Genomic DNA, 24,767 nt, shown 5'->3' with positions numbered 1-24,767 from the left:
AGACGGCGAGGCCGAGAAGCAGACAGAACAGGGTCATGGGAAGGGTTCCTTCGGGTCAGGCGAGGCCGATGGCGGTGATGGCGAGGTCGATCGCCTTGATGCCGATGAACGGGACGATCAGGCCGCCGAGCCCATAGATGAACAGGTTGCGGCGCAGGAGCCGGTCGGCGCCGATCGCCTTGTAGGCAACGCCATTCAGCGACAGGGGGATCAGCGCGATGATGATCAGCGCGTTGAAGATGATCGCCGACAGGATGGCGCTTTGCGGTGTCGCCAGGCCCATGATGTTGAGGGCGTCCAGCTGGGGATAGAGGACGACGAACATGGCCGGCACGATCGCGAAATATTTCGCGACGTCGTTGGCGATCGAGAAGGTGGTGAGCGCCCCGCGGGTCATCAGGAGCTGCTTGCCGATCTCGACGATCTCGATGAGCTTGGTCGGATCGGAATCCAGGTCGACCATGTTGCCGGCCTCGCGAGCAGCGACCGTTCCGGTGTTCATGGCGACGCCGACATCGGCCTGGGCGAGCGCCGGCGCGTCGTTTGTGCCGTCGCCGCACATGGCGACCAGCTTGCCCTTGGCCTGCTCCTCGCGGATCAGCGTCAGCTTGTTCTCCGGTGTCGCTTCGGCCAGGAAATCGTCGACGCCCGCCTCGGCCGCGATCGCCGCCGCCGTCATCGGATTGTCACCGGTGATCATCACCGTGCGGATGCCCATGCGTCGAAGCTCGGCGAAGCGTTCGCGGATGCCGCCCTTGACGATGTCCTTGAGCTGCACGACGCCCAGAAGCCGCCCGTCCTTCACAACGGCGAGCGGCGTGCCGCCGGTGGTCGCGATGTCGGCGGCGATCACTTCGAGTTCGCTCGCCCTGGCGGTGCTGGCGCGGGTGACCCCGTTCGCGGCCGATGCCTGTTCGACCTGCCTCAGCACCGCATCGACCGCGCCCTTCCGGATCGACGAACCGTCGAAATCGACGCCGCTCATGCGGCTTTGCGCGGTGAACGGCACGAAGGTCGCATTGAGCGACTGCATGTCCCGCCCGCGGATGCCGTACTTCTCCTTGGCGAGCACGACGATCGAGCGGCCCTCCGGCGTTTCGTCGGCAAGCGAGGCAAGCTGCGCGGCGTCGGCAAGTTCCTGTTCGCTGACGCCCTCGACGGGGCGGAACTCGGTCGCCTGGCGGTTGCCGAGCGTGATGGTACCGGTCTTGTCGAGCAGCAGCGTGTCGACATCGCCCGCCGCCTCGACGGCGCGACCGGACATGGCCAGCACGTTGAAGCGCACGAGACGGTCCATGCCGGCAATGCCGATGGCCGACAGCAGCGCCCCGATCGTGGTCGGGATCAGCGTCACGAACAGCGCCACCAGCACGACGACCGGGATCGACCCGCCGGCATAGGCGGCGAAGGCGGGGATGGTCGCCGTGGCCAGCACGAAGATCAGCGTAAGCCCGGCCAGCAGCACGTTGAGCGCGATTTCGTTCGGGGTCTTCTGGCGCTCGGCGCCTTCGACGAGGGCAATCATCCGGTCGATGAAGGTCGAACCGGCTTCCGCCGTGATCCTTACCTTGATCCAGTCGGACAGAACCTGCGTGCCCCCGGTCACGGCCGAACGGTCGCCGCCGGACTCGCGAATGACCGGTGCGGATTCGCCGGTGATCGCCGCCTCGTTGACCGAGGCGATGCCCTCGACGATCTCGCCGTCGGAGGGAATGATGTCGCCGGCCTCGACGAGGACGATGTCGCCGGTCTTCAGGCTGGTCCCCGGCACGAGTTTCACCTGGCGTCCGTCGGGACCGGTCAGGCGCTTGGCCTGCGTTTCGGTACGCGAGCGGCGAAGGGAATCCGCCTGCGCCCTGCCGCGCCCCTCTGCAACCGCCTCGGCAAAGTTCGCGAACAGGATCGTGAACCAGAGCCAGAGAATGATCTGGAAGGAGAAGCCGAGATCGTCCGCCCCGACCGCGAGATCCCGCAGGAACAAGACCGTCGTCAGGACCGACACGACGCCGACGACGAACATCACCGGATTCTTCGACAGCGTGCGCGGGTCGAGTTTCCTGAATGCGCCCCCGAGCGCGGGGACAAGAATGCGGGTATCGAGGATACTGGCGGATTTGGACTGGCTCATGGGTGGCTCCAGCGTGGGACGTGTGATGGCGGCGGCGGGCCCGTCGGCTCTGCCCGGACACCTGCCTGATGGACCGGGCGTCGCGTGCGGACACCGGCGACACCGCGGTCATGGCGGGGACGATGCCCGATGCGCGGGAAGGCTTTCGGCCCTTCCGGATCTCGTGGCGTGCGACTTGGGAAAAGTGCGGAATTGGCCCGGCGATCGTTCGGTGGGGGCGGGACCCTAGAAACGCTCCGGCCGAAGCAGCGCATAGATGAGGTAGGCCGTGACGAAGAGGGTGACGGCACCGCTGAGGAGATATTCGAAGGTCATTGCGATCGTCTCTGATGGGAGGCGCCAGGTGGCGGTCTCCGGTTCCGATACGGACGAGGGCCCCGAATGCTGGACGGCGGGGCTGCCGAGGCAGCGATCCAGACATTTGCGACCGTTCGCGTCTGTCGGTGAGAATATCGGTTGGAACCGCATAGGGGTTCGAGAGGGCGGAAGGGGCAAAGAAATAGGAAATTCATAGGAATTGCGGATGGTTCGGCAGTTTCCGTTTGCTGGACGGCCTGGCCTTCCTCGATGCAGAATTCGCGATCGCAGAGCGGCGAGTTCCATGGCAAACGGGCGCCCGGTGTCGCGGACGTTCAGGTCAACCTTTATGCCGAATACGATCTGCCCAGGCTGACCGATGGCCGGCCGTCCAAGGTCGCGCGATCAACGCTAGCACCTCGTTCTACGATGAGGCGAACCTGCAAAGGGTCGATGACTGGACACGCATCGACGCAGGTCTCCAATCCACGGTCGCCGGTCCCCACGACAGACCGGTCGACCTGCGAGCGAATGTCGAGAACGTCTTCGACGAAGACGACGATGGAAGCGCTGCCCGGAGTTTTCTTGAAAGTTCCGCGGCTGGTCGGCTCGCATCGGTGTACCCACCAAAGGCTGCGCGCGGTCTGCGACGGTGTCTCGCCGGCTTGGGGACACCGGCAATTGCTCAGGAGCGTCTGGTGCGGGCGAGAGCCCAGGCGAGCGCCATCGCGCCGGCGCCCGCGACGACGATCGCGCTGAGCACCGGTCGTTTCTGGGCCATCGTGTACGGGCTGATGGGCAGGCCCGGGGCGTGCGGATAGTGGCTCTCGGCGCCGCCCGTCGGCGTGTCGAGATTGTCGGTCCGGGTGATCGCATTGGCCGATTTCGACAGGGGCGGCACCACTTTCGCCAGCAGCCGATCGACAAGCCGTGGGATCAGCGCCTGCGGAATGGACAGCGCCGGCCCCACGGCCCCGACGATGATTTCGCGGGGTCCGTGCGCGGCGGCGTGGAGAATCGCGTTCGCGACGATTTCGGGGGTGTAGAGCGGCGGCACGACGCGTGGCTCGACCTTGAGGAAATTGCGCGCATGCTGGGGAAACGCCGTCGCGATGCCGGAGGGCTTGATCAGGGTGACCGTGACCTGCGGATCCGACACCATGAGCTCGCGGCGAAGGGCATTGTTGAAGCCCTTGACCGCGTGTTTGGTGGCCGAATAGGCGCTCAGCAAGGGAACGGCGACATCGGAATTGACAGAGCCGATATTGATCAGTCGACCGATCCCCCGGCGCGTCCGGAAATGGCGGACGGCGGCGAGCGATCCGTAGACGAGGCCCCAGTAATTGGTTTCGAAGAGGCGGCGATGCACATCGATCGGAAGATCGACGAGCGTTGCGTAGGCCGCGACGCCGGCATTGTTGACCCAGACGTCGATCCGTCCAAACCGCCCGACAGCCGCCTCAACGACGGCCTGGACATCGGCTTCGATGCTGACGTCTCCCCTTACCGCGAGCGCGTGCCCGCCTCCTTTGCCGATTTCCCGTGCGATCTGGTCGATGACCGGAGCATCGCGCGAGACGAGCACGACGCGCGCTCCCCTTGACGCCGCGCGCCGGGCCGTGATCAGGCCGATGCCCGAACTTGCGCCCGTGACGACGATGACCTTGCCGGCCAATGAGGTCTGCCTTTTACGCATGAGATAATCGGTCCGATCAAAAGACGACGCGACGCGCGGCTTGAACCCGCAGGCGCAAGACCTGTCATTCATGGTTAAACCAGAATATTGTCAGATCGTTCCGGACTGTCGCCATGTCCGACATGCTCCAGTTCGCGCTCGGCTGTGCCGCCAGCGCCCGGACATGTGCCTGGCGCCATGAAGACTGGTCGGCGCGGTCTCGGGGATTGGTTGCTTGCATCGTCCAGCAGGATGCGCATCGACCCTCGATGCCGGGCGGATCGAAGCGGGGGACGTCCATCCTGCCGGCGGCAGTCTCTGTCGGGTGTGAACCGGAAGCGATCGGGCGACGTTCATGACAGGCGGATGGTCGGATAGGATCAGCCGAATGATGCGGCGAGCGGCCCTGTTCGTTGTCACGGCGGACAACGCGGCTTGCGGAACCTGGAAGAGGACGGCGCCATGACGGACATCGATCTGGAACGCTTCATCACCGCGCAGGACGGCGTCCTTTCGCAGGTCGACGGGGAGCTCGCCGCCGGCCGGAAACGGTCTCACTGGATGTGGTTCATATTCCCGCAGCTGGCCGGGCTCGGCCACTCTTCGACCGCACAGCGGTACGCCATTGCGGATCTGGAGCAGGCGCGCCGTTACCTCGACGATCCTGTCCTCGGAAACAGGCTGCGCCAGCATGTGCGCCTGATGCTCCAACACAAGACGAAGACAGCCACCGCCATTCTCGGCACCCCCGACGACATGAAATTCCGCTCCTCCCTGACCTTGTTCAAGGCCGCGTCTTCGAGCCCGGAGGATGATCGGCTTTTCCAGGAAGGCCTCGACGAGTTCTACGGCGGCGCGCCGGACCCCCAAACGACCAGGCTCCTGTCGGACGACTAGGAGCCCGCGGCCGCTCATGCGCGACGTCACCGTCACGCCTCTGCGGTGCCCATCGGTCCGGCGTCGTCGCTCTCGGGCGATCTCGGGCGAAGCGTTACCGTGTCGGGTCTGTCCTCACCGCCCCATGCCTTGCCAGGTGAGGAAATGCGCCTCCCGCACCTTGCCCGCCCACGCTGCCGGCATCGTCCTTGCGGCCTTTCGAACTTGTCGCGCCCCGCATCTGGACCAACTGACTGTAAGTCATACGTTCGTATTACGATCCGAAGCCGGGACAGTGCGTCGGCGCCACGCCGCTTCAGGCGCGTCTCGAAGAACTCGGCAAGGACGTCCAGAGCCGTTCCCCGTGGCGCCGCTGCGCGTCACGCTGGACTTCCCATCGGCTCGGACAAGCCGCGCCGGCCATCCCGTGATCCGCACCTGCGCATGCTCGGGACGATTTTTCCACGAAGATGCAGGACATTTCGAATGGACGAGACTTTGAGCACCGTGTTGCACTGGACGACACGCAGCATCGAGATTGCGGGAATTTTCGTGATCGTCGTGGGAACGATCATCGCGACGATCACCTTCCTCAAGCGACGGCTCGTCGGAGACGGTTCCGGTTCTTATCACGAGTTTCGAGCCAGCCTCGGGCGTTCCATACTTCTCGGTCTCGAATTCCTGGTCGCGGCCGACATCATCAACACTGTCGCCATCGAACCGACGCTGGAAAGCGTCGCGGTCCTCGCGGGCGTCGTTCTGGTCCGGACCTTTCTCAGCTTCGCGCTCGAGATCGAGATCGAGGGGCGACTGCCTTGGAAGAAGGGCACGTCGACCGGTCGGCAGCAGTGACGGGATGTTGCAAGGGGCGCGGCACGCGGAGCCGATGCTCCATTCCGAGCCACGTGCAGACCGCCGCGCCGTGACGCGGGGCGCCCGGAACTTCGGCAATGCCAGGCGATCCGCGTTCGTCAGACAAATGGAAAAGAAAGCCAACCCATGACCTACACACGCTTCGGCGCGATGATCGTCACGTCGACCATTCTCATGTTCGGTCTCATGTATCTCAACACCTACGCTCTGGACCATGTGTTCTACAGCCAGACGCGGACTTGGATGGCGATCTACATGGGCGCCGTGATGGCGATCGTGATGCTCGCTTTCATGTGGTCGATGTATACGAACAAGACCGCCAACATCGCCATTCTGGTCGGTGCCGCCTTGATCTTCGCCGCTTCGCTGTTCCTCGTGCGCAGTCAGGAGACGGTGGGCGATGTCGCCTACATGAAAGCGATGATCCCGCATCATTCGATTGCCATCATGACCAGCAGACGGGCCGAGATCACCGATCCGCGGGTGCGTGAGCTGGCCGACGAGATCATCGCCGCGCAGGTTCGGGAGATCGACGAGATGAAGCGGCTGATCGCAGATCTCGAAGCGAACCCTCCGGCCGAAAATGCGAAGGTGCTGCCGCTTCGTGCACCGACCGCTGCCGGCGCCGGCTAGAAGACGAGCACGCTCGGCCGGATCGGGTCCTGGTCGGCGTCAGCGATCTTGCCCGGTCACGGAAAATCCCGAACGCTTCGAACGTGCGTCCGAAACCCGGCGGGATCCGGCCCGCATGTCTTACCGGTAGACCATGTCGACACTTTCGAATGCCCCGTTGGCATGGTCCTCGCGGAACAGTTTGTGATCGGTTTCGAGCCGATCGGCGGCCTCCTCGGCAAATCGGACAAGATCGGCGACGAAGAGAGCGCGAGGACTTGCCGCCGCGATGATCGATGGCTCGAGGTCGTAGTCGATCTGGCCGAGATCGTCGGAGAGCGCGTGGGCCTGTGCCAGAACCGCTCCGCAGGTTCGCGCATACTCTTTCCATGTGCCGTAGCTGAGCTCGTCGAGATCTATGTCGTCGCGGAAAGGGGCTCGCTCGCGACTCATGAAGCTCATTCCGTCGATCTCGACGGCGCCGTAAAAGACGTCGCCATGGGCAAGCTGCACGGCCTGCCCGTGGGCAATCCGGTCCGCCTTGTCGCCGGCACTGAACTCGGATTGCGGTATCAGCCCGTCGAGGGCCGAGGTCCGCGCCCGCTTGAACTCGATGATGAGATCGTCGCTTGCGTCTTTCGACGGGCCTTCGATCAGGACGTAGTATCGGGGCAGACCAAGGGACGCCGTGCCCTGTCCATGACGCATACAGACGTCCTTGACCTTCAGTTCACCGGCCCGCGCGAGCCCGGAAATGCCGTTCGCTTTCGCCAGATCGTCGATGGCCTTCTGAAATTTGCCGACTTCGCTGGAGATTGGCTGCAATTCGTCGCTGGGCCGGAAGCCTTGCCCCGAAGCCTTGAGATAATCGTCCCAAAGCCAGTCTTTCCGTTCCTCCCAGGCTTCCTCGAAAAGCCGCTGGATGACCTTCGGCGAATTGTCCATCCGATAGCTGTCGTTCTTCTCCGTCGCGTGCTCGGAATATGCCTCCATCGCGTCGAGGTAGCCCTTCACGAACTCCTTGACGATCTTCCGCCGCTTCTTTCGCTTCAGACCGCCTTCCTGGCGGGCCCCGATCCAGAACCCGACGGCCCCGCGCTTCAGATCCCAGGTGAACGGGGCGTAGAGGGCCTCGTCGAAATCATTGACACCGAAGATGGGGGCGCCGTGCTCGTCCGGCATCACGCCGAAGTTCTCGGGGTGAACATCGCCAAGGGCCATGACCGTCGGCATGTGAGCGTCCGCACCCACCATGTCGCGGTAGAACAGCAATGCCGTTCCCCGAAAGAACTTGAAGAAATTGTCCGCCAGTTCCTCGAACTTCTCTTCTGCCCCTTCGTTCCGCTGCTCGATCCGCTGTGCATGGTCCTCCCGCAACGTCGAGCGAACATGCTCCCGACGCATCTGACCCGTCATGTAAATCGGTGGGACGACCTGCTCCCCGGAAGCGATCCGGTTCGCCAGCGCCTGGAAAGCCTCGATCTTGTCGGCGGCCTTCTCGGACACTTTGATCTTCTCGGACCCCGACTTCGTAGCGGCCTTCTGCTTTCCATGGTCTTTCGTCATGCGGCGTCCTTCCGTTGCGGTCTCATTGGCTATGTGGGCCAGACGACGCATGTTGCGATGATGTCGACGGTGGCCGGTGCCCGGATGAAGCCGCGACATGCCCTTGCCGTCGGAACCGCCGGCATGCCGGACGCACGCTTCGAATCGAGCAGGAACCCTTCTCTTCGCTCGGGCGGTCGCCCGCTTCCCTGCATCCGCTCAGGGACGTTCGAGACTGGTCACGGTTCGGGGTCATGCAGGCCGCGCCGTCCGTGCAGCCATTCAGCCGCCGCCTCAACGACGCGGAGATCCCTCTGATGGGACATGGCCCCGCGAACCCGTTCCAGAGCGTCTTCGGCGAAGTGCGCGATGGGAGCGTCAAACCGGCATGGCGCGACAGCATGGATCGCTTCCAGCGCCTCGAACAGCTTCAGGCAGACCTCGACATTGTCGGCTCCGTCACGCGCGATCGCTCGGAAGGCGTCGTGCAGAATCTGTTCGGGCAGGATCGGAACGATCGAAACCCGGTCATGCTCGCAGTCGTGGTTGGCGTCGGCTTCGCCGTTGAACCAATCGGTCAGGATGCGAACGTGCGTCTGAATCACGTTGATCGCGGTTCCCGGGTCGTTGATGCCGGGAGAAAGCGCGCGAGAGGCGATTTCACCGAGAACGATGAGGCCAAAACGCGGATCGTGGTCGAACGTTCGATCGCGGCCGAGGATGAACGCGGCGCGAATTTTCTCCGCGACGGCGTCGGTCACGACGCCATCGACGAGGACAAGGGGCCTGATGGCCGTCACGTAGACGCCGGGACGGGCTGATATGTGGATGAGGAGATCGCACTCTTCGGCAATCGACTGCAACTCGTCCGGCTGGACGTGCTGGACATATCCTATGCGGCTCGCGTGAAGCGGCACTCCCTTCTCCGCCGCCGCCGTTGTCTTCAGGCAGCCCAGAAGCGGCCGACGTGCAATCTCGTCGAAGGCGCCCGACGTTGCGGTCTCCATTCGCTTGATCGTTTCACCGACCTGGCCGATCGACGGGATCTTGTTGATCCAGCGGATGAGCGCGCCGACAAGCAGTCCGACGACGAGGATCGTGGCGCCGAACAATATCAACCGTCCCGAAGCGCTGTAGAACCCGCTGGAAAGCGCGATGATGCCGACGATACTGAAGAGAAACGATCCTATGAAGATCGAGATGGGCGCTTGGGCGGCCCTGTCCTCGGCAATCAGTCTGACGGCCCGCGGCGTGGTCCCCTGTGCTGCGCCGAAGAAGGCACTGACCATGGTCGCCAGGGCGAATGTCGCAACGGTCAGCATGCTCGTCGCGACGATGGTAAGAATGGTCTCGATGGCGTTCTGCGAGACTTCGAGAGGCAACTCCTCCGGCAACAGAAAGGCCGAGTAGCGGGCAGCGGAGGCCGTGGCGATCGCCACGAGGGAGAACACCGCCGGCAAAAACCACATCTGGCGGACGATCTTCGAGAACTTGAAACCGAATTTCATCAATACCTGCGAGCGTTGGAGGAGTTTGCCGTATTTCTGAATTCAAACCGGACCCTACCCAGGTTTTCCTCCTGAGACCATCATTCGTTCGGGTCGCGATCCGTCGCTGTGAGAGCGTCGAACGGGTGCCCGCGTCATGGAGAGGCTGACGTTCTGCGCGCTACGCCGGATCATGGATGCGCCGATGGCGCGTCGACGGTCCGTCCGCGCGGCGTTCCGTGGCAGGCTTCGGATTGACGGGTCTCGAGGGTGGAGCGGTCTCATCTTCGCCAACGGCAAGGGCGGATGCCACCCGCCACGGCCCCAGCGCCCCCGAAGGCGTCTCGGCGCTCCGCTCCGCCGCTGCCCTCCGCAACCGGCTTGAAACAATGCGACATGATCCTGATCCGAATCGATAGAACTGGCTCAGCATTGCGTTCGCAAAATGTGCTCTTCAGCGCGATTTAGCCAAGGTAAATGTTCGGTATCGAACACGGCGCATCAATCAATCCAGTTTTTTCGGAACATGGGGCGATCCGCTCCGTTGGCTTTACAGATATCGGAAATATGGAGGAACCATCATGAAATATATCGTTGCAACCCTTTCGGCCGTTATGCTGGCAGGCTCGCCGGCAATTGCTCAGGATGCTTCCACGAGCGACGTGAATACGCCCGCGGCGGGCGTGAACGAGGCGGTCAACAATTGGGGCGAACTGATCCGTACCCGCGATATTACGGGTGGTGCGGTTTATACGACGAATGAAGCCTATGACGAAGGCTCCTGGAACGTTTCGGACGACGATGCCTGGGGCGAGTCGGGCTATGACGCGCTTGGCTCGGACTGGAACGAAATCGGCGAGATCGAAGACGTCATTCTCGATCAGTCGGGGCAGTTCGTCGGGATCGTCGCCGAGGTCGGCGGATTCCTGGATATCGGCGACAAGCATGTGCTGCTGCGCGTGGCGGATGTCGATCTGATACCGGTCGACGACCAGTCCTACATCTTCGTCACGCGTTATTCCGAGGAAGAGCTTGAGTCCATGCCTGGCGTCGACGAAGGCTGGTGGAACTGATCACTCCGGACTGACAGCCGACTTTCGCCCCCGCTGTCATGGCGATTGCCGGTCCCTGGTGTCCACGCGGACCCTTGCCACGCGGCTCGGTTCGGAGCGGGCACCGGGGGGTGGAAAGACAGATCACGACATGGGCGTGGGGCGACGGGTCGTCATGCCTGACCGGTCACCGCGACACGGTCGAAGGATCCCAGGCGCGCGACGCTGCCGGGATCCAAGGCAAGATCCATAAATCCATACGAATAAGGAAACATCTTCATGAAAAAGACACTTCTCACCGCCGCCGTCCTCGCATTCGGCATTTCGCCCGTCATGGCTCAGACCAGCGATTCCGGTACGTCGTCGCCGGACGCGGCGACCAGCGACAGTGCCGCCGCATCGTCGGGCGCCAGCACGTCCTCGTCGATGTCGGCCGAGGACATGGTCGCATCGCAGGAAAAGGTCCTGGGTGCTCTGGAAAAGGCCGGATATGAGGACGCATCGATCATGGATGCGGCCTACATGGTTCAGGCCAAGACCCCCGATGGCGAGCAGGTTCTCATGATGATCGACACCAGCGGTCGCGTCATGGGCGCCCAGAAGGCACCGTCGGCCGGCAGCACGGCATCGCCGCACTCCGGCAGCAGCAACAACAACAGCGGCGCGACGTCCGGCTCCGGTAACGGGACGACGACGGAATCCAGCAACTAAGACGCTTGCGTAGCATCCCGGTCGCTTCAGTCGTCGACCTGATGGCCGGCGTGTCGAAAGACACGCCGGCCTTTTCGCTGTGAACAGTACCGGATGCGATTCCTCCTCGGCCGTCTCGCGGAGCGCTGACCGATGACGCCCGTCTCGAAACGGTCCCCGCCATTGCCGGCGGTCCGGCAAACCGTAGAATCGATTGCCGATCGGTTGGAACGATCGAACGCACCTGCCGTTGACAATTAGAGCATCGAGCAATCGCTCGAAATGCGACGAGACCATGAATGGAGAGAGCAGATGAGCGACGACAAGTCCAAGGGGACGGCAAAGGAACTCGGCGGCTCGATCAAGGAAACGGCGGGCAAGGTGACCGGGAACGACCGCATGGAAGCCGAGGGCACGGGTGACCGCGTCGAGGGCAAGACCCAGAAGAACCTCGGAAAGGTCAAGGACGCGGTCAAGGACCAATTGCGCTAGGCCTGCCCATTCGAACGAAGCATCAAGGAGCGGCACCCGGATCGTCGGGTGTCGCTCTTTCGTCGTGAACCGGTCCAGCGAGTTGAAGCGCAAATGACGCGAAGAACCGTATCTCTCCTCGTTCTCGGATTGGCCGTTCTGGTTATCCTCTGGCTCGCGGCCGACGTTCTGCTTGCCGTCTTTGCAGGTATCCTCATCGCCGTGTTCCTGCGCGGCGGGGGCGACTGGATGGCCCGGCATCTGCATGTGCGATCCGCCCTGGGACTTTCGATCTTCTGCATCCTCCTTGTGCTGGCCACCGCCGGTTTTCTCGCCTTTGCGGGTGCCGCGCTGGCCGATCAGGTCCAGAAGTTCGTCGACAGTCTGCCCGATGCGATCGAAAGCGCCCGAAATTTCGTCGGCGACCATGACTGGATTCAGCGCGGTCTTCAAATGATCGATCCCTCCACCCTCTTTTCGTCGGGCAGCGGGGCCACCTCGATCTTTTCCAGTTCGCTCGGCGCGCTCGGCACCGCCGTCGTCATCGCCTTTGTCGGCCTCTACGGCGCGATCGCGCCCGGCACCTATGTCAGGGGTTTTGTCGCTCTTCTCGCACCGAGCCTACGCAGGCGGGCGCTCCGCATCATCGGCGAAGCCGGCGTCGCCCTGCGTGGCTGGCTGAAAGCGCAGTTCATCTCGATGGCCATCGTCGGGATCCTGACCGGTCTCGGCCTTTGGGCCATCGGCATCCCCTTCGCACCGATCCTTGCGATCCTTGCCGCCGTCCTGACGTTCATTCCCAACATCGGTCCGGTCCTCGCGGCCCTTCCGGCCCTTCTCCTCGGCCTGTCGGACGGCCTCTCGGCGACCTTGTGGGTCGCGGGACTCTACGTCGCCGTCCAGACCGTCGAGAGTTACCTGATCACGCCACGCATTCAGGAAGAGTCGGTGTCGCTCCCGCCCGCCCTCACGATCTCGGCACAGCTCCTGTTCGGTGTCCTGTTCGGACTGCTCGGACTGGCTCTCGCGACCCCGCTGGCCGCAGTCGCGCTTCGCCTCGGCAAGATCTTTTATGTCGAGGACTATCTCGATGCGGAACGGCGGCCGGACATGCGACCGGCGCCGGCATCGGGTTCGCGACCGGGCTGACCGGAACGGACGCTTCGAGAGCCGGATCGGGACCGAGCCGCGATCCGGGCGCCGCCGGCCAACCGCTGGGACCCGTCCAAAGGTTTCGCGCAGCAATGGCAACCGGGATACGCTCGCGAAGACAATGATCGTCTTCGAACCAACCGAGACTTGACTTGGGTCTTCAGCAACCTGCGTGGTGATTTGTGTCCGTAAACCGGAACGCCCATGGTAACACCGTCAATCGGTCCTTAACGGAACACCGGCAATCTGACCGGGATGAGTGGCAGGTCCTTCGACGATTCGGCTGGCGGTCGGTCCCACGAAGGTGCACACGACCTTTGATGTAGAGTTTCCATGATCAAATTCCCAACTGCGCTCCTGGTGACGGGCGTGCTGGTCCTCACCGCATGCCAGTCGGCCGACCTGAACGCAGGGTCGACAGGCCTCTTCGGTTATCCGGCCTCCAGTTCATCGCTATTGCATGCCCGGAAAATCGAAGCGCGGACCCAGTTTCGCGCCGAGAACTATGCTGCGTCGTTCGACATCTTCAAGGAGATCTCGGAGGCCCATCCGCGCGACAGCGATGCGTGGTTGGGGCTTGCCGCCTCGGCGGATCGGCTCCAGCGTTTCGACACGGCGGACAGCGCCTATTCGCGCCTGTCCAGCCTCAAACCGGGCGACCCGACCGTTTACAACAATCTGGGTTATTCCCATCTCCTGCGCGGCAACGTGAAGACGGCCTATGCCTATCTGGCCCAGGCCAGGCAGCTTGCGCCGGGCAGTCGGCGCATCGCCAACAATCTGCAACTGATCCGGTCGCGCGCAACGCCGAAAGCAACGCGATGAGCGAGGAGAGATGCATGACGTTCCCGATGCCGCCGATCAAGGCGGCCCAGCTCTTCTCTCTCGTCGACGTCGAACCCGATGCGAATGCAAAGCTCGCCGCGCCCGCGGCGGATCGCCCGTCCCGGATCCAGTGGGACGACAAGCCGAAGAGCCAGCCGGCGTCCGATGATCCCGGCAGGCCATCGAACTGGTCGAAACTCGTCGTGTGCCTCAACGTCGCCTGCCTGACCGCGACGGTGTCGATCAGCGCCATGATCGCGGCCAGTTTCCAGCCATGGCGCAGCCTCCAGACGATGAGCGAGAAGATCACCGCGATGGAAAAGGCGGAGGATCGTCTGCGCGCCGATATCGTGAATGCGGCGTCCCGCATCGACGGGATCGTCCAGTTGCGGCTGGATCGATCCGACTCCGCGCAATTCCAGATCATGCAAGGCCTCGGTGCGCTGCGCACGAGCGTCGAACATACGGTCGAAACCGTCCGCGATGGCGGATCGCGCGTCGATGATCGTCTCTCCGCAATGCTCGTCAGTATCGCCGAACTGACGCTGCCCGCCGCCGCGCTCCATCCCGCGCCGGCAGAGGGCCGCAGGAGCGGGCCCAAAACGGTTGCCGCCCTGCCGCCTTCGTTTGAGGACATGACCGGCGCCATACCGACGCCGAAATCGTCTCCGCTGCCTGACGGGGACGGGTCCATGATGTTCGAACGCCGGGAGATGCCGGACGGCTCCGTCGCGTACCGCCGGGTGGACTGATCGTCAGTCGACCCTGCGAAATTGATGAACACTTAACCAAAATCATTCACAATTGTGCGTGAAGCGGACCTCTCACGCGGCGTGCGGGATCGCTCCCGTTCGCCGCATGTCAATCAACGAAGGGTGGCTGTATGACAGCGCTCCAAAGCCACGGCGCAGCCCGGAACATCAGCGTGACCTGGCACCGGTTCGCGACGGTCCTGCTGCGGCTTTCGCTGGCCGTCTGCGTGGCGTCGCTTCCCGCATCGCCGGCAAAGGCCGAGCAGCGCACCATCGCGATCGGAAACGGATCTGTCTCCAGCGTCGCCGTGCGACCAGGCTCGACGATGACCATCGCGACCAGCCAGCCCTTCGCCAATCTGGTCGTCGGCGATGTCGCGATCGCCGACGTCGTCCCCTTGTCGGACCGGACCTTCTACATTCAGGCGATCGGTCTCGGCACCACGAACATCTCGATCTACGATGGCGGCGACCGCCTTCTGGGCGTGGTGGACACACGGGTGCGCCTCGACATGGGCGATGTCTCCGGCGCCATCCGCGCCGGTGTTCCGAGCGCGCGCGTGAATGTGACGAACTTGAACGATCGCGTCCATCTGAGCGGCACGGTTCGAAGCGCGCCCGATGTCCTGCGCGTGGTCGAGATCGCCCAGCAATATTCGGCCGATCCGGTCATCAACGCGATCGCGGTGACGGACGCGCAGCAGGTCTCCCTCGAAGTGCGCGTGCTCGAAGCCCGGCGGACGGCGGGGCGCGACCTCGGCATCAACTTCCGTGCGAGAGGCGGCACCAGCCTTTCCGTGGCCGGCTCGCGCCTGACGCTGAACGCGAACGAAGACGGCGATCCTCAGGCCTATCTGACGGAGAATGCCGGTCGCAATTCCCAGGGCACGCCGTTCGGATCGATGATCGCGCAGGTTCTCGAGAGCGCGGGCGTCCGCGTCGATGCCGTGATCAACGCGTTGGAAAAGAAAGGGCTTGCCCGGCGACTCGCGCAGCCGAACCTCACCACGGTCAGCGGCGAAAAGGCCAGCTTCCATGCGGGCGGCGAAGTGCCGATCCAATCGGCGGTGGCGGGAACGGGCGGCGTTGCCGCGACCCAGACGGACTATCGGCCCTATGGCGTAAGGCTCGAATTCCTTCCGACCGTCCTCGACGACGGTCTCGTCAATCTGCGCGTGACCACGGAAGTCAGCGAGATCGATCCGTCGATCATCGTCAACGGCAATCCGGGTTTCACCTCGCGCAAGGCGCAAACCGTCATCGAGTTGCGCGACGGGCAGAGTTTCGCGCTTGCGGGGCTGCTCCAGACGGTTAATTCCAAGACCATCGAGCAAATGCCCTGGATCGGCAACGTGCCTGTTCTCGGTGCATTGTTTCGCTCGGTAAGCTTCCAGAAACAGGAAACCGATCTGGTCATCGTGGTCACGCCCCGCATCGTCAGGCCGGCGGCCGCGGGACAGGCGCTGGCCTCGCCGCTCGACCAGACCCGGTCGCCGAACGATGTCGAACTGTTCGGAATGGGTCTTCTCGAAGTGGATCGCACGATCGTCGGTTCGGTTCGCCGGGGCGAGGGCGTCGCGGGCCCCTATGGTCACTTCATCGATTTCGAGGAGGGCGGTGCCGATGCCGAGAGCGATCGCTAGTCCGGCCCTCTGCCTGTCGATCGTTCTGTTGCTTTCGGCCTGCACCGACTACGCCAATCAGGACGACCGGATCTATCATGGCGCAGGCGCCGCGATGGAGCGGAACGCGGCGATCCACCAGGCCAATTCCCCCGTCAGGTTCGGAGGAGCCACGGATATCTGGACGGACGGAAAGCGTGCCGCGAGGGCAGTCCAGCCCGCCGGCGTGCCGCCGCCGCCGCCGGCATCCGAAGCATCCGTCCTTGCGAATTAACCTGGCTGCAAGGCGGTTGCGATAGCTACCTTACTTTCCGGGCGCCTTATTTTCAGTGTGCGACGTGTCCTTGGAAGGCGGAGATCATGCTTCGATATCTCGTTCTTGCCGCAGCCCTGTCGTCCGGCGGCGCTGCCGCGTGGCTGACGGTCGATGGCGGTTCCGCGCCCGAAACAACGGCACCGGCGCTGCAGGCGCCGATCCAGATGACCGACATTCTCGTCGCCGCCGGCAATGTCGAGGAAGGCGGGCGACTGTCTGCCGATACGCTTCGTTGGCAACCCTGGCCCGCGAACGCGGTCCTTCGAACGTTCGTCACGCGCGATGTGCGGCCCGACGCGCTCGAGGAATTCGAAGGCACGCTGGTTCGCAAGGCCCTTCTGGACGGCGATCCGATCTCCGAAAGCCACATGGCGCCGGCCAACGCCGGTTTCATGTCGGCGCTCCTGCCTGCGGGCAAACGGGCGGTGGCCGTCAAGGTCTCGGCGGAAAGCAGTGCCGGCGGCTTCGTCCTGCCGAACGATCGCGTGGACGTGGTTCATACGACGACCATCACCCTGGACAGCGGCACGGAAACGACGAGCCAGGTCATCCTGGACAATGTGCGCGTGCTTGCCGTCGATCAGAGCCAGACCGGCGATAGCGAGGGCAATCAGAAGACGGTTCTCGGCCAGACCGCGACGCTGGAACTGGACATCGGGCAGGTCAAGACCATCACGGCGGCGCAGGCGACCGGCTCCTTGACGCTTGCCCTTCGTTCCGTCGCCGACATCGCCGCCGTCTCGCCGGCAGCGCCGCCCCAGGCCGCCATCGCCAGGCCGAGAATGCCTGAAAAACTCCTCGTGACGGTCAGGCGGAACGGCAAGGCCGAGACCGTCGAGGTCAAGCGCCATACCCGCGTGTCCGTACAGAAGGCGAACTGATCCATGCTCGACGGCACTTCGACGAACGGTGATCGCGGCGCGGCCGCGTCGGCTTTCGAAGCCTCGAACGCCGCCGGTCCGGCCGCGCCTGCAGCCAATGCCGACATCGCCCCCATGATCGCGCCGAGGATCGATGTGGCGGTCTTCGCCGACGATTCGAGCGTGGTGCGCGCTGCCCACGATCTTCGGAATGATCGCCGTATGCGTCGCGCCAAGGTCTCGGTTCACGCGGGCTCCCTGGCCGGGGCCGTTGCCTGCTACAAGACGACGCGCACGCCCGACCTCGTCATCGTCGAGGCGCCCGACCGCGAGACGGACCTGTTCGAGGGGCTCTCGCGTCTTGCCGAAGAAAGCCTGCAGAGCACGCAGGTCATCGTCATTGGCCGGCACAACGACATCGCGCTCTATCGCCGGCTGATCGATTTCGGCGTCGGCGAATATCTCGCCTTGCCGCTCGATACCGTCGGCCTTCTGGCGGCGATCTCCCGGCTTTATCGCGGCAGGGCCCACCAGACCGTCGGCAAGGTGCATGCCTTTTTCGGCGCGCGGGGCGGTGTCGGGTCCTCCACCCTTGCCCACAACATGGCCTGGTCGCTTGCGACCCGACACGAACGGGAGGTTCTGCTGATCGATCTTGACCTGTCGTTCGGCACATCCGCCCTCGACTTCAACCTGACGCCGTTGACCGGTGTCGCGGACGCGCTGAACGACGCGGAGAAGCTCGACGAGGCGCGTCTCGAGCGCGTGGTCGCGCGCGTCGGCGATCGCCTGAGCATCCTCGCTTCACCACCCGGCGCCGACACCGACACGGACCTGTCCGGCGCGCGGCTGGAACGCCTCATCGCGACCGCACGCATGGCCGCTCAGATCACCGTCCTCGATCTGCCGCACGACTGGGTGCCTTGGGTGCGCGACCTGCTCGTCGACAGTGACGAGATCGTGGTGACGGCCGTGCCGGACCTGACCAACCTGCGCAACTTGAAGATGATCTCGGCATTTCTCGCAAGCCGTCGTCCGAACGACAGGCTGCCCCGGCTGGTCCTCAACCAGATCGGTCTGCCCAAGCGGCACGAGATCAAACCGGTCGACTTCGCCAAGGCCGCCGGTTGTCCGGTGGACCTCGAGCTTTCCTACGACGGCGATCTGTTCGGTCGTGCCGCCAACAACGGGCAGATGCTGGGCGAGACGGGCAGGAAGGTCAAATGCGCAAGAGAGATCGACGCGTTCGCCGAGCGCGTGATCAATCGTCACGACGCGCTCGCAGCGCCTGCGAAGGACGGCGGCTTCACGCGTTTCTTCCGGCGCAGACGCTGACGATGGCGCGGATCGGGTTTCGAGATCGGGAACGAGCGGGACGGGGTGATGTCGGCCGTCTCTCGGGCATCACGGAACCGAAGACCTTTCTCGAACGGACCGAAGGTGTGGCCGCCGTCGAGTTCGCGCTCATCGTTCCCTTCTTCGCCTTCGCCTTCCTCGCAATGGTCGATACCGGCCTGATGATCAGCGAAAAGATCGCCGTCGATCAGCTGCTTCGAAGCGGCATGCAGATCGCCATGACCGATCCGGGCACCAACCAGGTCTACGACGCGATCGTCGCAACCGGCACGTCGGACTACGAGATCGTTGCCGCGCCGGCAAACGCCGACGAACGGCAGCTTTCCGTCGACGTGACCCGTTTCTATGCCTGCAAGGAAGCACCGAGCGTCGCGGTGCCGGCAGGCACGACCTGCGACGACGCCCATCCGACATCCGCATATTACCGCGTTCTTGCCACGAAACCCTATGACGAGATCATATTGCCGGATCTCGTCCTGACGGCCGTCCTGCAGGTGCAGGTTCGATGAAATGGAAGCGATTCCATGAAGATCGCAGCGGCGCGACGGCGATCGAATTCGCATTTGTCTGCTTTCCGATGCTGCTCGTCTTCCTCGGCACGTTCGAGTTTGCGCGCGCACTGCAGACCAACGGAAATCTGAGCTATGCGGCCGGCGTGGGGAGCCGCGCCATCATGACCGACAATGCGATCTCCGAGACCGACCTGTCCACGAAGATTCGGGCGGCGTTCTTCGGCGGTCGTGCGGACAGGCTCCGGATCACCTTCGGCAATGCGGTCGAAGGCGGGATCGCGTTTCGCACCGTAACCCTCAGCTACCCGTTCGATTTCGTCGTCTCCGCGGTGTCCGACGCATCGATCGAACTCAGCGTCTCGCGCCGCGTTCCCACCGAATAGGGGCTCGGGAAACGGTTCGTTGATGCTGATCGGCACTTGTTGCGATGCCAGCCTTACATTCCGTCTTTTTCGAAACCACGATTCAAATGCGATCGATCGACATCACTGTCTGGCAAGGCCGCCTGCATAGATTCGAGGCAAGTTCAGGCGACAAAAGCTGCGCTGTCACCGGTACCGCGGCCCTCTTCGTCTCGAGGGTCGACGGTCTGGCCGCTCTGTCGCGTCCCAACGACGGGGAGTTCGTCAATGTTCGGCAAGAAGACCGAGGAGGCTTTCCTCGCAGATGTCACGCAACCCGATGCATTCGTCGTCGACGGCGGCGCGCGTCCGGAGGCCGGCCAGATCCTCACCTTCGCTCCGCCCGTCCGCTCCGAGAAGAGTGGAACCAGCGAGCGATACCAGACCCTGAAGGCGCAGATCTTCGAGGCGCTGATCGATGCGATCGACGTGTCGCTGATCTCGACCATGCAGCCCGACAAGGCGCGCGCCGAAATCGTCGGCATCGTGACGGAAATCCTCCAGGTCAAGAAGGCGCAGATATCGGTCGCGGAACAGGACGCGCTGATCGCCGAAATCTGCGACGATGTGCTTGGCTACGGGCCTCTCGAACAGCTTCTGGCACGCGACGATATCGCCGACATCATGGTCAACGGATGCGAGCCCATCTTCATCGAAGTGAACGGCAAGATCCAGAAAACCGATATCCGCTTCAACTCGAACGAGCAGCTCCTCAATGTGTGCCAGCGGATCGTGTCGAAGGTCGGACGCCGGATCGACGAAGCCAGCCCGATCTGCGACGCGCGCCTGGAAGACGGCAGCCGCGTCAACGTGATCGCGTCGCCGCTTTCGATCCATGGCCCGAGCCTGACGATCCGCAAGTTCAAGAAGGACAAGCTGACCCTCGACCAGCTGGTGAAATTCGGCGCGATCTCGCCGGAGGGCGCGACGATCCTCCAGATCATCGGCCGGGTGCGCTGCAACGTGGTGATTTCGGGCGGTACGGGCTCGGGCAAGACGACGCTTCTCAACTGCCTGACCCGCTACATCGATCCGGACGAGCGGATCATCACCTGCGAGGATTCCGCCGAACTGCAACTGCAGCAGGAACATGTCGTCAGCCTCGAAACGCGACCGCCGAACATCGAGGGCGAGGGCGAGATCACGATGCGGGCGCTGGTCAAGAACTGCCTGCGCATGCGCCCCGAACGCATCATCGTCGGCGAGGTGCGCGGACCGGAAGTGTTCGACCTTCTCCAGGCAATGAACACCGGCCATGACGGCTCGATGGGCACGATCCACGCCAACAGCCCGCGCGAATGCCTGAAACGCATGGAATCCATGATCGCGATGGGCGGCTTCACCTTGCCGGCGGCGACCGTGCGCGAGATCATCGTCGGCTCGGTCGACGTCATCATCCAGGCGTCCCGCCTTCGCGACGGATCCCGCCGAATCACCCACATCACCGAAGTGCTGGGCATGGAAGGCGATGTCATCATCACCCAGGATCTGTTCGTCTACGACATGACGGGAGAAAGCGCGGACGGGAAAGTTCTCGGCTCCCATCGATCGACCGGGATCGGGCGTCCGGCATTCTGGGAACGCGCACGCTATTTCGGCGAGGAAAAGCGTCTGGCCGCCGCGCTCGACGCGGCCGGGCGCTCGGAGATGGCGGCATGATCGCAGGCCTCGATCCCGCCTATGGTTCGCTCCTCGTCGTCGTTCTGGCGAGCGTCAGCGTGTGTGGCCTCCTTTACGTCTTCACGGCCGGGAACGGTGCCGACGAGAAATTGTACCGCGACCGTTTCGCGGCGATCGCGGACGCAGGCGCGCCTTCCATCGAAGCCGGTCAGCCCGGATCGGATCAGACGCGGCGCAAGCGATCCGTCGAGGCGACGCTCAAGGAGGCCGAGGAAAAACGGAAGGCGACGAACGCGAACAAGACGGTCGGGCCGAGCCTCGTGCAGAGGATGCGGCAAGCCGAATTGCCCTGGTCGAGGACGACCTATGTCGCCATCAGTTTCGGGGTCGGCATCGCGGCGCTGGCAGTCTTTCTGGCGGCCGGTCTCGTCTGGTATGCCGGCCTCGGCTTTGCCATTGCCGCAGGTCTTCTCGGCCCCCACGGGTTCGTCGGCTTCAAGCGCGGTCGCCGCCTCAGAAAGTTCGGCGATGCCTTTCCGTCCGCCGTCGACGTCGTCGTGCGCGGCGTCAAGTCGGGCCTGCCGCTGCCCGATTGCCTGCGCATCATCGCGACCGAGATGCCCGAGCCCGTGCGCAGCGAGTTCAGGACCGTCGTCGAGGATCAGACGATCGGCGTACCCATCGACGAGGCTCTCAGCCGGCTCGCCGAGCGTATTCCGCTCACCGAGACGAGCTTCTTCTCGATCGTGATCGGCGTTCAGGGCAAGACCGGCGGGTCCCTGGCGGAGGCACTCGGAAATCTCTCGAAGGTGCTGCGTGAACGCAAGAAGATGGAGAGCAAGATCCGCTCCATGAGCCAGGAAGCCAAAACGTCCGGCAGCATCATCGGCGCATTGCCGATCATCGTCGGCCTCCTGGTCTTCTTCACGAGCCCCGACTTCATCGCGATCATGTTCACGGACATGATCGGAAACATCGTCCTGGCCGGCAGTGCGATCTGGATGGCCACCGGGATCTTCGTGATGAAGAAAATGATCAGTTTCGATTTCTAGGGCGAATGACAATGGGTTTTCTCCTGAACTTCGCAGCCGACACCGATGCACTCGTCGCGCTGCTGTCGGCGACGGCGACCACGCTCGCGGTTCTCGTCGTCGCGTGGCCCTTGATCGGCCGGTCGGACAATCTGAAGGCCCGGATGAAGCTCGTCGGGCAGGAACGGGAATCGATCCGCATCCGCGAACGCGCCAAGCTCAGTGAACTCAAGGTCAGCCTGACCCTTGCCGAGCCGACGAAACTCTACAAGACCATCGTGGATCGGCTGAACCTGACGGTCCACGCCGAGGATGGAAAGACGGTCCAGGCACTGCGCTCCGCGGGCTATCGCGGTCGCAGTCCGATCTTCAAGTTCCTGGCGGCCCAGGTCATCGTCTGTGCCCTGGCGATGCTGTCGAGCGTCTTCTACGCCACGCTGCTCTTGGAACTGCCGCTGGCGGGCGATCTGGCGATCGGTTTGTGCGCGGGGCTGATCGGCTACAGGCTTCCGTCCGTTCTCCTCAAGAACCAGGCACAGAAGCGCCAGACCTCGATCAAGCGCGCCTGGCCGGAGGCGCTCGATCTGATGCTGATCTGCGTGGAGTCGGGCATGAGCCTCGAGGCGGCGTTTCGGAAGGTCTCGGAAGAAATCGGCCGGCAGTCGGTGGAGCTATCGGAAGAACTCAATCTTACGACGGCCGAACTGTCCTATCTGCCCGACCGCCGCAAGGCCTTGTCCAATCTAGCGCAGCGTACGAACCTCGAAAGCGTGCGAGCCGTCGTGACCGCGCTCAGCCAGGCCGAGAAATATGGGACGCCGGTTGGCAAGGCATTGCGCGTGCTGGCCCAGGAGAGCCGGGACATGCGCATGGCGGAGGCGGAAAAAAAGGCGGCAGCCCTGCCACCGAAGCTGACCGTGCCGATGATCGTGTTCTTCCTGCCGGTGCTGTTCGCGGTCATCATCACGCCGGTTCTCATCCGCGTGTTCTCGCTATGAGAACTCCGCCCTGCGCATTCGGGCTCGCCCGCGCCGTGTCACGCCTGCGGGCGGACGAACGAGGAGCGACGACCGTCGTCGCCGCGCTCATGGTTCCTTTGCTGATCGCCGGGATCGGTTTCGGTGTCGAGACGAGCCTCTGGTATGCCAAGCAGCGCGGATTGCAGCATGCAGCCGACGTCGCCGCCCATGCCGCCGCGATCCGCAAGAATTCCGGTGCCGACGACGTCGGCATGCGCGCAGCCGCCCATCACATTGCCGCCCAGTCCGGCTACGCGATCGACGACTCCGCCCTGTTCGTGCACTCGCCGGCCATTTCGGGCCCGAATGCGGGCGATGCGAACACGGTCGAGGTCACGATGCGCATCTTCGAGGGCCGCCTGTTCTCGGCCATTCTCGACGAGGAGCCGGTGACGCTCAACGCAAGGGCGGTGGCGAAGATCGACCAACGGTCCAGAGCCTGCGTCCTCGCGCTCGACGTCAGCCGATCGGGTGCCGTGAAGGTCGGCGGATCGGTCGACATCACGCTCGACGGGTGCGATATCGCCGCCAATTCGAATGCATCCGATGCGTTCGACATGTTCGGTTCGGCAGCCCTCACCACCGGCTGCGTCCATTCCGTTGGAGGGGCTTCCGCGACCTCGGCGCTCAATCTGACGGAATGTCTGGCGATCCACGAACATGCCGCTGCCGTCGCCGATCCCTACCGCGACATTCCCGAACCTGCGGCGACCGGAACATGCGCGAAGGACAAACAGGGCAGCCAGAAGGGTGAGACCGTCCTCGATCCGGTGGAGAACCATCCGAGCGGCGTCAGGGCGATGCGCTTTTGCAGCGGTCTTTCCCTGAAGGGGGATGTCGTCATGAAGCCCGGGCTCTACATCGTCGAGAACGGCGATGTCACGGTGTCCCCGGGCGCCAACGTCACGGGGGCGGGCGTCACCATCTACCTGACGAAAGGCGCGCGGATGAAACTCACGGGGAACGGTGCGCTTCAACTGTCGGCTCCTTCCAGCGGTCCGTATTCCGGCATTCTCTTCTTCGGTGGCCGGGATCAGGCAGGCGTGGAACACACCATTGCCGGCACGACCGATTCCACGATGCAGGGCGCGGTCTACATGCCGGGTTCGGACATCAAGTTTCGCGGAAATTCGGCCGTCGGCAACGGCTGCACGCAGATCATCGGCAACACGGTCGATTTCAACGGCAATTCCAGCCTCGGCGCCAGCTGCACGGCGAACGGCGGGCGCGATATCGTGGCCCGTGCGTCCGTCAAGATCGTCGAATAGATCGGGCGAGATCCTCCCGGCGCGTCGAGCGGGCAGCGGGCATATTCCGACAATCGGCGACGGCATCGGGGCCGGACGGCTCGAACGCTCTTCTCGTCGCGGCCGCCATCGGCAGGGACACGATCGAGAGGGGCGGCCCGTTTCGCCCGGTCCGTGATTGCCGATGCCTGCGCCGGCTTCGCGAACGAAACCCCAGCCGAGCGTGCGATCGCGCCGGAAAAACCTGTATCGGAATCCCGTCAGAACCCGGCCTCAGGCCGAATCGACCTTCAGCACCGGATTGCGCGCACGGCGCGATCAAGGCTGGCGAGATCGTTCGTTACGATG

24 protein-coding genes are annotated in these 24,767 nt (G+C 63.7%); 19 read left to right on the top strand and 5 right to left on the bottom strand.

Going from position 1 to position 24,767, the window contains the following annotated elements; all coding sequences use genetic code 11:
* Positions 1–55: 55 nt before the first annotated feature.
* From kdpB to U0C82_RS13360, 3 genes are all read right to left on the bottom strand, one after another.
* Complete coding sequence (gene kdpB, locus U0C82_RS13370) at positions 56–2,128, bottom strand: potassium-transporting ATPase subunit KdpB (protein WP_322187665.1); 2,073 nt, start codon at positions 2,126–2,128, stop codon at positions 56–58.
* 225 nt (positions 2,129–2,353) lie between these two features.
* The gene (gene kdpF, locus U0C82_RS13365) at positions 2,354–2,443 is read right to left on the bottom strand and encodes a K(+)-transporting ATPase subunit F (protein ID WP_322187664.1); all 90 of its coding nucleotides are present in this window, start codon (positions 2,441–2,443) and stop codon (positions 2,354–2,356) included.
* A 667-nt stretch (positions 2,444–3,110) separates the two neighbouring features.
* Positions 3,111–4,121, bottom strand: coding sequence for an SDR family oxidoreductase (locus U0C82_RS13360; protein ID WP_322187663.1), 1,011 nt, complete (start codon positions 4,119–4,121; stop codon positions 3,111–3,113).
* Between the two features lie 441 nt (positions 4,122–4,562).
* Between U0C82_RS13360 and U0C82_RS13355 the strand changes: the two genes are divergently transcribed.
* The 3 genes from U0C82_RS13355 to U0C82_RS13345 all read left to right on the top strand — a co-directional run bounded on the left by U0C82_RS13355 (position 4,563) and on the right by U0C82_RS13345 (position 6,482).
* Positions 4,563–4,997, top strand: coding sequence for a DUF1810 domain-containing protein (locus U0C82_RS13355; RefSeq protein WP_322187662.1), 435 nt, complete (start codon positions 4,563–4,565; stop codon positions 4,995–4,997).
* Positions 4,998–5,462: 465 nt separating this feature from the next.
* Positions 5,463–5,828: a DUF1622 domain-containing protein gene (locus U0C82_RS13350; RefSeq protein WP_322187661.1), complete on the top strand. Its 366-nt coding sequence runs from the start codon at positions 5,463–5,465 to the stop codon at positions 5,826–5,828.
* Positions 5,829–5,975: 147 nt separating this feature from the next.
* Entirely contained in the window at positions 5,976–6,482 is a 507-nt protein-coding gene (locus tag U0C82_RS13345) for a DUF305 domain-containing protein (RefSeq protein ID WP_322187660.1), read from the top strand.
* Positions 6,483–6,602: 120 nt separating this feature from the next.
* Here U0C82_RS13345 and U0C82_RS13340 read toward each other — a convergent pair whose 3' ends face one another.
* A complete protein-coding gene (locus U0C82_RS13340; RefSeq protein ID WP_322187659.1) occupies positions 6,603–8,027 on the bottom strand; it encodes a DUF2252 domain-containing protein in 1,425 nt (474 codons plus the stop codon).
* Positions 8,028–8,245: 218 nt separating this feature from the next.
* Positions 8,246–9,514, bottom strand: a complete 1,269-nt coding sequence (locus U0C82_RS13335; RefSeq protein ID WP_322187658.1) for a DUF2254 domain-containing protein — start codon at positions 9,512–9,514, stop codon at positions 8,246–8,248.
* Between the two features lie 560 nt (positions 9,515–10,074).
* Here U0C82_RS13335 and U0C82_RS13330 point away from each other — a divergent pair.
* The 16 genes from U0C82_RS13330 (at position 10,075) to U0C82_RS13255 (ending at position 24,440) form a co-directional block, all read left to right on the top strand.
* Positions 10,075–10,566, top strand: a complete 492-nt coding sequence (locus U0C82_RS13330; protein WP_322187657.1) for a PRC-barrel domain-containing protein — start codon at positions 10,075–10,077, stop codon at positions 10,564–10,566.
* 258 nt (positions 10,567–10,824) lie between these two features.
* Positions 10,825–11,256 carry a hypothetical protein gene (locus U0C82_RS13325; RefSeq protein ID WP_322187656.1) on the top strand — a complete coding sequence of 144 codons (432 nt, stop codon included), beginning with the start codon at positions 10,825–10,827 and terminating at the stop codon, positions 11,254–11,256.
* Between the two features lie 291 nt (positions 11,257–11,547).
* Positions 11,548–11,727 (top strand): CsbD family protein, encoded by a 180-nt coding sequence (locus tag U0C82_RS13320; RefSeq protein WP_322187655.1) that lies wholly within the window; start codon positions 11,548–11,550, stop codon positions 11,725–11,727.
* A gap of 93 nt (positions 11,728–11,820) precedes the next feature.
* A complete protein-coding gene (locus U0C82_RS13315; protein WP_322187654.1) occupies positions 11,821–12,855 on the top strand; it encodes an AI-2E family transporter in 1,035 nt (344 codons plus the stop codon).
* 336 nt (positions 12,856–13,191) lie between these two features.
* Positions 13,192–13,683, top strand: a complete 492-nt coding sequence (locus U0C82_RS13310; RefSeq protein WP_322187653.1) for a tetratricopeptide repeat protein — start codon at positions 13,192–13,194, stop codon at positions 13,681–13,683.
* Between the two features lie 14 nt (positions 13,684–13,697).
* Complete coding sequence (locus tag U0C82_RS13305; RefSeq protein ID WP_322187652.1) at positions 13,698–14,435, top strand: hypothetical protein; 738 nt, start codon at positions 13,698–13,700, stop codon at positions 14,433–14,435.
* Positions 14,436–14,566: 131 nt separating this feature from the next.
* Positions 14,567–16,078 carry a type II and III secretion system protein family protein gene (locus U0C82_RS13300; protein ID WP_322187651.1) on the top strand — a complete coding sequence of 504 codons (1,512 nt, stop codon included), beginning with the start codon at positions 14,567–14,569 and terminating at the stop codon, positions 16,076–16,078.
* Positions 16,059–16,331 (top strand): hypothetical protein, encoded by a 273-nt coding sequence (locus U0C82_RS13295; protein WP_322187650.1) that lies wholly within the window; start codon positions 16,059–16,061, stop codon positions 16,329–16,331. The genes U0C82_RS13300 and U0C82_RS13295 overlap by 20 nt, the downstream gene beginning before the upstream one ends.
* An 86-nt stretch (positions 16,332–16,417) precedes the next feature.
* Positions 16,418–17,254, top strand: coding sequence for a Flp pilus assembly protein CpaB (gene cpaB / locus U0C82_RS13290; protein ID WP_322187649.1), 837 nt, complete (start codon positions 16,418–16,420; stop codon positions 17,252–17,254).
* A gap of 3 nt (positions 17,255–17,257) precedes the next feature.
* Entirely contained in the window at positions 17,258–18,568 is a 1,311-nt protein-coding gene (locus tag U0C82_RS13285) for a CpaE/TadZ family protein (protein WP_322187648.1), read from the top strand.
* A 107-nt stretch (positions 18,569–18,675) separates the two neighbouring features.
* On the top strand, positions 18,676–19,098 hold the full coding sequence (locus U0C82_RS13280; protein WP_322187647.1) for a TadE/TadG family type IV pilus assembly protein: 423 nt from the start codon (positions 18,676–18,678) through the stop codon (positions 19,096–19,098).
* The gene (locus tag U0C82_RS13275) at positions 19,095–19,484 is read left to right on the top strand and encodes a TadE/TadG family type IV pilus assembly protein (protein WP_322187646.1); all 390 of its coding nucleotides are present in this window, start codon (positions 19,095–19,097) and stop codon (positions 19,482–19,484) included. The genes U0C82_RS13280 and U0C82_RS13275 overlap by 4 nt, the downstream gene beginning before the upstream one ends.
* Before the next feature lie 246 nt (positions 19,485–19,730).
* On the top strand, positions 19,731–21,161 hold the full coding sequence (locus tag U0C82_RS13270) for a TadA family conjugal transfer-associated ATPase (RefSeq protein ID WP_322187645.1): 1,431 nt from the start codon (positions 19,731–19,733) through the stop codon (positions 21,159–21,161).
* Positions 21,158–22,174 carry a type II secretion system F family protein gene (locus tag U0C82_RS13265; protein WP_322187644.1) on the top strand — a complete coding sequence of 339 codons (1,017 nt, stop codon included), beginning with the start codon at positions 21,158–21,160 and terminating at the stop codon, positions 22,172–22,174. Before U0C82_RS13270 ends, U0C82_RS13265 begins: the two co-directional genes overlap by 4 nt.
* A gap of 11 nt (positions 22,175–22,185) precedes the next feature.
* Positions 22,186–23,151, top strand: a complete 966-nt coding sequence (locus U0C82_RS13260) for a type II secretion system F family protein (protein WP_322187643.1) — start codon at positions 22,186–22,188, stop codon at positions 23,149–23,151.
* The gene (locus U0C82_RS13255) at positions 23,148–24,440 is read left to right on the top strand and encodes a pilus assembly protein TadG-related protein (RefSeq protein ID WP_322187642.1); all 1,293 of its coding nucleotides are present in this window, start codon (positions 23,148–23,150) and stop codon (positions 24,438–24,440) included. Before U0C82_RS13260 ends, U0C82_RS13255 begins: the two co-directional genes overlap by 4 nt.
* The last annotated feature ends 327 nt before the right edge of the window (positions 24,441–24,767 follow it).

This window comes from Fulvimarina uroteuthidis (assembly GCF_034321785.1).
In the GTDB taxonomy this organism is placed as follows: domain Bacteria; phylum Pseudomonadota; class Alphaproteobacteria; order Rhizobiales; family Rhizobiaceae; genus Fulvimarina; species Fulvimarina uroteuthidis.
The sequence above is the reverse complement of the archived record's forward strand: the minus strand, read 5'-3'. Positions and strand labels throughout refer to the sequence as shown.

Excerpts from the sequence above, each read along its gene's own strand:
- kdpB (WP_322187665.1), bottom strand. The coding sequence starts at position 2,128 with ATGAGCCAGTCCAAATCCGCCAGTATCCTCGATACCCGCATTCTTGTC.
- kdpF (WP_322187664.1), bottom strand. The coding sequence starts at position 2,443 with ATGACCTTCGAATATCTCCTCAGCGGTGCCGTCACCCTCTTCGTCACG.
- U0C82_RS13360 (WP_322187663.1), bottom strand. The coding sequence starts at position 4,121 with ATGCGTAAAAGGCAGACCTCATTGGCCGGCAAGGTCATCGTCGTCACG.
- U0C82_RS13355 (WP_322187662.1), top strand. The coding sequence starts at position 4,563 with ATGACGGACATCGATCTGGAACGCTTCATCACCGCGCAGGACGGCGTC.
- U0C82_RS13350 (WP_322187661.1), top strand. The coding sequence starts at position 5,463 with ATGGACGAGACTTTGAGCACCGTGTTGCACTGGACGACACGCAGCATC.
- U0C82_RS13345 (WP_322187660.1), top strand. The coding sequence starts at position 5,976 with ATGACCTACACACGCTTCGGCGCGATGATCGTCACGTCGACCATTCTC.
- U0C82_RS13340 (WP_322187659.1), bottom strand. The coding sequence starts at position 8,027 with ATGACGAAAGACCATGGAAAGCAGAAGGCCGCTACGAAGTCGGGGTCC.
- U0C82_RS13335 (WP_322187658.1), bottom strand. The coding sequence starts at position 9,514 with ATGAAATTCGGTTTCAAGTTCTCGAAGATCGTCCGCCAGATGTGGTTT.
- U0C82_RS13330 (WP_322187657.1), top strand. The coding sequence starts at position 10,075 with ATGAAATATATCGTTGCAACCCTTTCGGCCGTTATGCTGGCAGGCTCG.
- U0C82_RS13325 (WP_322187656.1), top strand. The coding sequence starts at position 10,825 with ATGAAAAAGACACTTCTCACCGCCGCCGTCCTCGCATTCGGCATTTCG.
- U0C82_RS13320 (WP_322187655.1), top strand. The coding sequence starts at position 11,548 with ATGAGCGACGACAAGTCCAAGGGGACGGCAAAGGAACTCGGCGGCTCG.
- U0C82_RS13315 (WP_322187654.1), top strand. The coding sequence starts at position 11,821 with ATGACGCGAAGAACCGTATCTCTCCTCGTTCTCGGATTGGCCGTTCTG.
- U0C82_RS13310 (WP_322187653.1), top strand. The coding sequence starts at position 13,192 with ATGATCAAATTCCCAACTGCGCTCCTGGTGACGGGCGTGCTGGTCCTC.
- U0C82_RS13305 (WP_322187652.1), top strand. The coding sequence starts at position 13,698 with ATGACGTTCCCGATGCCGCCGATCAAGGCGGCCCAGCTCTTCTCTCTC.
- U0C82_RS13300 (WP_322187651.1), top strand. The coding sequence starts at position 14,567 with ATGACAGCGCTCCAAAGCCACGGCGCAGCCCGGAACATCAGCGTGACC.
- U0C82_RS13295 (WP_322187650.1), top strand. The coding sequence starts at position 16,059 with ATGCCGAGAGCGATCGCTAGTCCGGCCCTCTGCCTGTCGATCGTTCTG.
- cpaB (WP_322187649.1), top strand. The coding sequence starts at position 16,418 with ATGCTTCGATATCTCGTTCTTGCCGCAGCCCTGTCGTCCGGCGGCGCT.
- U0C82_RS13285 (WP_322187648.1), top strand. The coding sequence starts at position 17,258 with ATGCTCGACGGCACTTCGACGAACGGTGATCGCGGCGCGGCCGCGTCG.
- U0C82_RS13275 (WP_322187646.1), top strand. The coding sequence starts at position 19,095 with ATGAAATGGAAGCGATTCCATGAAGATCGCAGCGGCGCGACGGCGATC.
- U0C82_RS13270 (WP_322187645.1), top strand. The coding sequence starts at position 19,731 with ATGTTCGGCAAGAAGACCGAGGAGGCTTTCCTCGCAGATGTCACGCAA.
- U0C82_RS13265 (WP_322187644.1), top strand. The coding sequence starts at position 21,158 with ATGATCGCAGGCCTCGATCCCGCCTATGGTTCGCTCCTCGTCGTCGTT.
- U0C82_RS13260 (WP_322187643.1), top strand. The coding sequence starts at position 22,186 with ATGGGTTTTCTCCTGAACTTCGCAGCCGACACCGATGCACTCGTCGCG.
- U0C82_RS13255 (WP_322187642.1), top strand. The coding sequence starts at position 23,148 with ATGAGAACTCCGCCCTGCGCATTCGGGCTCGCCCGCGCCGTGTCACGC.